The sequence below is a fragment of the Kitasatospora sp. MY 5-36 genome, assembly GCF_001182915.1.
Classification (GTDB): Bacteria; Actinomycetota; Actinomycetes; order Streptomycetales; family Streptomycetaceae; genus Kitasatospora.
The window spans coordinates 1-6,215 of record NZ_LFVW01000662.1 but is presented as its reverse complement, the minus strand read 5'-3'; the positions used below and the strand labels follow the sequence as shown (position 1 = coordinate 6,215).

General features: G+C 74.8%; 5 protein-coding genes. All 5 read left to right on the top strand.

The features are described 5' to 3' along the window. Positions 1 to 1,822: LuxR family transcriptional regulator (locus AE652_RS33035; protein WP_049658315.1), on the top strand; the 1,822-nt coding region annotated here is incomplete at its 5' end. Positions 1,823 to 1,995: 173 nt separating this feature from the next. Then, on the top strand, positions 1,996 to 3,126 hold the full coding sequence (gene dpgA, locus AE652_RS33030; protein WP_049658314.1) for a 3,5-dihydroxyphenylacetyl-CoA synthase DpgA: 1,131 nt from the start codon (positions 1,996 to 1,998) through the stop codon (positions 3,124 to 3,126). A gap of 47 nt (positions 3,127 to 3,173) precedes the next feature. Next, entirely contained in the window at positions 3,174 to 3,884 is a 711-nt protein-coding gene (gene dpgB, locus AE652_RS33025) for an enoyl-CoA-hydratase DpgB (RefSeq protein ID WP_049658312.1), read from the top strand. 85 nt (positions 3,885 to 3,969) lie between these two features. Next, positions 3,970 to 5,190, top strand: a complete 1,221-nt coding sequence (dpgC, locus tag AE652_RS33020; protein WP_053112401.1) for a (3,5-dihydroxyphenyl)acetyl-CoA 1,2-dioxygenase DpgC — start codon at positions 3,970 to 3,972, stop codon at positions 5,188 to 5,190. After that, the coding region (locus tag AE652_RS33015; protein WP_049658310.1) for a thiamine pyrophosphate-binding protein at positions 5,190 to 6,215 on the top strand (1,026 nt) is incomplete at its 3' end. The genes dpgC and AE652_RS33015, both read left to right, overlap by 1 nt.

The window sequence follows — 6,215 nt, the reverse complement described above, 5'->3', positions numbered from 1 at the left end:
CCACCCGGCCGCCCGGGCCGCCGTGCTGCTCGACACCGGCTCCGAGCGCAGGGCCGAACTGCACGGCAGGGCCGCCGGACTGCTGCACGCGGGCGGGGGCGCCGCGGCCGCGACGGCCGAGCACCTGCTCGCCTCGGGGCGGGTCGAGGAGGCCTGGACCGTCCCCGTACTGGAGGAGGCCGCCACGCTGGCGCTGGCCGAGGGCCGGGTCGGCCAGGCCGTCGAGTACCTGCGGCTGGCCTGCCGGGTCTGCGCGGACGGGCCCCGGCTGGCCCGGATCAGGACGGCCCTGGTCCGTGCCGAGTGGCGGATCAACCCGGGCGCCCCGACCCCGCACCTCACCGAGCTCACCACCGCCCTGCACCGCGGCCACCTGCGCCCCAGCGACGGCCTGGTGCTCGCCAAGGCCCTGCTGTGGCACGGCCGTTTCGAGGAGGCCAGGGACGTGCTGTCCCGGCTCGGCCTGGAGAGCGGCCCGCACGACCCGGAGACCGCGGCCGAGCTGCGGACCACCCGGCCGTGGCTGCGCTGCTGGTACGCGCCGCTGCTGGCGCACGTGCCGTCCGCCGAGGAGGAGCCGGACCCGCGCCCGGCGCCGTCCACCGCGGTCAGCTGGCGGCTGGAGGCGGCCACCGCGCTGGACTCGGTGCTCAGCCGCGGCCCGTCCGAGCAGGCGGTCGCCGAGGCCGAGCGGATCCTGCGCACCTCCCGGCTGGACGAGACGGGCATGGACACCGTCGAGTCGGCGCTGCTCGCGCTGACCTACGGCGACCGGGCCGACCGGGCCGCGCCCTGGTGCGACGGCCTGATCGCGGAGGCGGCCGCCCGCCAGTCCCCGGGGCGCCAGGCCCGGTTGGCGACCATCCGGGCCGAGATCGCCGTCCGGCAGGGCGACCTGCCCGGCGCCGAGCGGTACGCCCGGCAGGCGCTGGAGATCATCCCGGCCGGCAGCTGGGGGGTGGCGGTCGGCGGCGCGCTGGCCAGCCTGCTGACCGCGCTGACCGCGATGGGCCGCCACGACGAGGCCGCCGACCAGCTCAACCTGCCCGTCCCGGAGGCGATGCTGCAGAGCCGCTACGGCCTCCACTACCTCCAGGCCCGCGGCCGGTACCAGCTGGCCACCGGCCACCTGAACGCCGCGCTCGGCGACTTCCTCGCCTGCGGCGAGCTGATGCGCCAGTGGGGGCTGGACGTGCCCGGCCTGGTCGCCTGGCGCGGCGAGGCCGCCGAGGCGATGCTCCAGCTGGGCGACCGCGACGGGGCCCGGCGCCTGCTGGAGGAGCAGCTCGCGATGGTCGACCAGTGCGCGCCGCGGGCGCGGGGCGTGGCGATGCGCCAGCTCGCCGCCACCGGCGACCTGCGCCAGCGCCCGGCCCTGCTGCGCAAGGCCGCGGACGTGCTCCAGGAGGCCGGCGACCGGTACGAGCTGGCCCGGGCGCTCGCCGACCTGGCCAGGACCTACCACGACCTGGGCGAGCTGCGCCGGGCCAGGCTCACCGCCCGCCGCGCCTGGATGCTGGCCGAGGAGTGCCAGGCCCAGCCGCTCACCCGGCTGCTGGGCGTGGAGTTCGGCTGGAGCAGCGGCGGCGACCAGTCGGCCCGGGAGAGCGCCCCGGCGGTGTCCGACGCGGTGCTCAGCGACGCCGAGTGCCGGGTCGCCGAGCTGGCCGCGCACGGCTACACCAACCGGGAGATCGCCAAGCGGCTGTACGTGACGGTCAGCACCGTGGAGCAGCACCTGACCCGGGCCTACCGGAAGCTGCGGGTCAGCTCCCGGGTCGACCTGCCCACGGCGATGGGCGCGCTGACCCGGGCCGGCTGAGCCCCGGCCGGGCCCCCGGCGGGCCCCTGGTCGAGCCCCGGCGGGGCCGGGCAGGGGGCCCCGCCGGGACAGGGGGCCCTAAGGGGCGGACCGGGGTGTTCGAGCGGGTCCGCCCCTGCTGGAATGCGTCTGTCAGTCGTCCATGGCCGGAATTTTCCAGAAAGGGGGGCGACATGGCGCTGACCTTGTCAGAGAAGGATGTGCCACCGCTCGCGGAACAGGACAGGGCATTGCCCCGGATCATCGGCATCGCCACCGCGAACCCGCCGGACTCCTATGCGCAGAGCGATATCCTCGACATATTCGGGATAACCGACCAGCGCATTCGGTCGCTTTTCATGAACAGCGCGATCGACCGCCGTTTCCTCATTCTCCCGCCGGAGGGGCCGGACGGCGGGCGCCGGATGGAGACCCAGGGCGAACTGCTCCGCAAGCACCGGGCGTCGGGCGTGGAGACGGGTGCGCGGGCGGTGCGCGAGTGCGTGGCCCGCACCGGCCTCGACCTCTCCGAGATCGGCTACATCTGCTGCGTCACCACCACCGGACTGCTCACCCCCGGACTCTCCGCCCACCTGATCAAGGAACTGGGCCTCGACGTCCGGACCAGCCGGCTCGACGTGGTCGGCATGGGCTGCAACGCCGGGCTCAACGGCCTGACCGCGGTGGCCGGTTGGGCCGCCGCCAACCCCGGGCGGCCGGCCCTGATGGTCTGCGTCGAGACCTGCTCGGCGGCCTACGTCTTCGACGGCACCATGCGCACCGCGGTGGTCAACAGCCTGTTCGGCGACGGCGCCGCGGCGGTGATCCTGATGGCCGACCCGGACGGCCTGCTGGACCGCCCGGAGAGCGGCGTGCGGGCCGAGGGCCCGACCGTCCTCAAGTTCTCCAGCCGCATCATCCCCGAGGCCGTCGACGCGATGCGCTACGACTGGGACGACGACCAGGGCAAGTTCAGCTTCTTCCTGGACCGCGACGTGCCGTACGTGGTCGGCGCGCACGCCGAACTCGTCGTCGACAGGCTGCTGGAGGACACCGGCCTGCGGCGCAGCGACATCGCCCACTGGATCGTCCACTCCGGCGGCAAGAAGGTCATCGACTCGGTCCAGATCAACCTCGGACTGACCCGGCACGACGTCCGGCACACCACCGGGGTGCTGCGGGACTACGGGAACCTCTCCAGCGGCTCGTTCCTGTTCTCCTACGAGCGGCTGATGGCCGAGGGTCAGGTCCGGCCCGGCGACCTCGGGGTCTTCATGACGATGGGCCCCGGATCGACCATCGAGACGGCTCTCGTCCGGTACTGACCGGAATGCACCAGACACAGCCCGCACCTTCCGAAAGAGGAATTCCCATGTCCGTCAGCGAACTGCTTCCCGAACGCACCGGGTCGGCCGGGCGCCACGTCCTGATCGACTGCTCCGCGCCGCTGACCGAGCAGCTGATCGGCCAGGTCGTCGAGGTCTGCGACGAGCTGGAGGACGCCGACCGGGCGACCTTCGCCGTGCTGCACGTCGAGGGGACGGCCGGCGTCCGCGAGCAGGCCTGGCCCGGCGAGGTCGGCATCCACCTGGTCAACAAGTGGGAGCGCGCGCTGCGCCGCCTGGAGCGCGTCCCGGCCGGCGTCCTCGCCGTCGCGGCCGGCGAGTGCGCGGGCCCGGCGCTGGACCTGCTGCTGGCCGCCGACCACCGGATCGCCACGGCGGACACCCGGCTGAGCCCGGCGGTCACCGCCGGCCGGCTGTGGCCCGGCATGGCCGTCCACCGCCTGGTCCAGCAGCTGGGCGTCGCCCGCGCCCGCCGCCTGGTGCTGTTCGGTACCGAGGTCACCGCGGCGGAGGGCGCCGAGCTGGGCCTGTTCGACCGGGTCGTCGAGGACCGCGCGGGCGTCGCCGCCGCCGTCGAGAGCGCCGGCGCGCTGCTCGGCGGGCTGGTCGGCGGCGAGCTGGCGATCCGCCGCCGGCTGCTGCTGGACGCCACCACCACCAGCTTCGAGGAGTCGCTCGGCGCCCACCTGGCGGCCTGCGACCGGACGCTCCGCAACCAGTCCGCCGACCGGGCCTGACCCGTCCGGCGCCCGACCGTCCCGTGCCCGGGCCGGCCGGCGCCCGACCCGACCCGTACCCGACCCACCGAGGGAAACAGCTGTCATGACCGTCCCAGTCTTCACCCTGGACACCGCGCGCAGCGTGGACACCGCCCCGGAGGCCAGGCTGTCCCGGCAGCGCTTCCTGCGGGAGCACGTCGCAGAGGTCTACGGTGCGCTCACCGAGGAGCGCACCGTCCACCTGCGACTGGACGAGCTGCTGCGCCGGGCCGGGGAGCGCCACCCCGGCCTGGTGCCCGGCGAGGCGCAGCTGGCCGCCGAGCACGGGCTGCGGCAGGCCGACAAGGAGGGCCTGGAGATCGACCAGGGCATCTTCCTCCAGGCCGTCCTCGCCCACCCCGAGTGCGGCCGGCACCTGATCGACGCGATGCTGCGCCCCACCGAGCGGGCGCTGGCCCTGCTCCCGGAGTTCAGCCGCACCGGCAGCGCCGACCTCGGCGTGGTCCGGATCGAGCGCCGCGACGGCACCGCCCACGTGACCGTCCACAACGACCACTGCCTGAACGCCGAGACCAACGCCCATGTCGAGGACATGGAGACCGCGGTGGACCTCGTCCTGCTCGACCCGGCCACCGAGGTCGGCGTCCTGCGCGGCGGCGAGATGACCCACCGGCGCTACCTCGGCCGCCGGGTGTTCAGCGCCGGGATCAACCTCACCGAGCTGCACGAGGGCACCATCTCGTACGCGGACTTCCTGATGCGCCGCGAGATCGGCTACATCAGCAAGATCTACCGCGGCCTGCTGGTCGACGACGACCGCGCCTGGCCGCAGCGCACGCTGGAGAAGCCCTGGGTGGCCGCCGTGGACACCTTCGCGATCGGCGGCGGGGCGCAGCTGCTGATGGTCTTCGACCACGTGATCGCCGCCGCCGACAGCTACTTCAGCCTGCCGGCCGCCCAGGAGGGCATCGTCCCCGGCCTCGGCAACCTGCGCCTCACCCGGCTCGCCGGCGGCCGGGTCTCCCGCCAGGTCATCCTCGGCGGGCGCAAGATCTGGGCCCGCGAGCCCGACGCCGCCGCGCTGTTCGACGAGGTGGTCGAGCCCAGGGCCATGGACGCGGCCGTGGAGGCCGCCGCCGCCCGGCTGGCCAGCCCCGCGGTGGTCGCCAACCGGCACATGCTCCACCACGCCGAGGAGCCCGTCGAGACCTTCCGCCACTACCTCGCCGAGTTCGCCCTCCAGCAGGCCCTGCGGCTGTACGGGCTGGACGTGATCGCCAAGGTCGGCGCGTCGTGGACCCGCCGCCCCGCGAAGGACGCCTGATGCGCCCGGTCGAGGCGATGCTGGAGATCCTCCGGGCCGAGGGCGTCACCACCGTCTTCGGCAACCCCGGCACCAGCGAACTGCCCTTCACCGACGCGCTCAGCGCGGCCGGGGACATCGACTACGTGCTCGGCGCCCACGAGGGCTCGGTGGTCGCCATGGCGGACGGCTACGCCCGGGCCACCGGCCGCACCGCCTTCGTCAGCCTGCACATCGCGGCCGGCCTCGCCAACGGCCTGGTCGGGCTGCTCAACGCCAGCCGCTCGCGCACCCCGATGGTCGTCACCGCGGGCCAGCAGGACCGCCGCCACCTGGCCTTCGACCCGATGCTCTCGGGCGACCTGATCGGCCTGGCCTCCGCGGCGGTCAAGCAGACCTTCGACGTCCAGCACGCCCACGACCTGCCGCTGATGCTCACCCGGGCCTTCGCCGCCGCCCGGCGCGCCCCCGCCGGGCCGGTGTTCCTGTCCATCCCGATGGACCTGCTCACCGAGGACGTCGACGTCGAGGTGCCCGGCCGTTCCACCCTCGCCCCGCAGGGCCCGGCCACCGAACTCGCCGCCGCCGCCGGGCTGCTGGCCGCCGCCGAGCGCCCCGCCCTGGTGGCCGGGGACGCCGTCGGCCGCGACGGCGCGGTGGCCGAACTGACCGCGCTCGCCGAGGCGCTCGGCGCGGTGACGTACCACCAGCCGATGAACGACAACCTGGACTTCCCCACCTCGCACCCGCTGTACGGCGGCATGCTGGGCGCCACCCACGCCGCGATCCGGGAGACCCTGGCGGCCCACGACACCGTCCTGATCGTCGGCACCCACGCCTTCATGGCCCACCACTACACCCCCGGCTCGCCGATCCCGGAGACCACCACCGTCCTCCAACTGGACGCCGACGCCGCCGAACTGGGCCGCAACTTCGGTGTCCGACTGGGCCTGCACGGCGCGCTGCGGCCCTCCCTGGCCGCCCTCGCGGAGCAGCTCGCCGGACGCGTCCCGCGGGCCGCCGAGCGGACCGCCGCCGCCGGCCGG

What these genes read in the sequence shown, in the direction of transcription:
- dpgB (WP_049658312.1), top strand. Translation starts at nt 3,174, where the DNA reads ATGTCCGTCAGCGAACTGCTTCCCGAACGCACCGGGTCGGCCGGGCGC.
- dpgC (WP_053112401.1), top strand. Translation starts at nt 3,970, where the DNA reads ATGACCGTCCCAGTCTTCACCCTGGACACCGCGCGCAGCGTGGACACC.
- dpgA (WP_049658314.1), top strand. Translation starts at nt 1,996, where the DNA reads ATGGCGCTGACCTTGTCAGAGAAGGATGTGCCACCGCTCGCGGAACAG.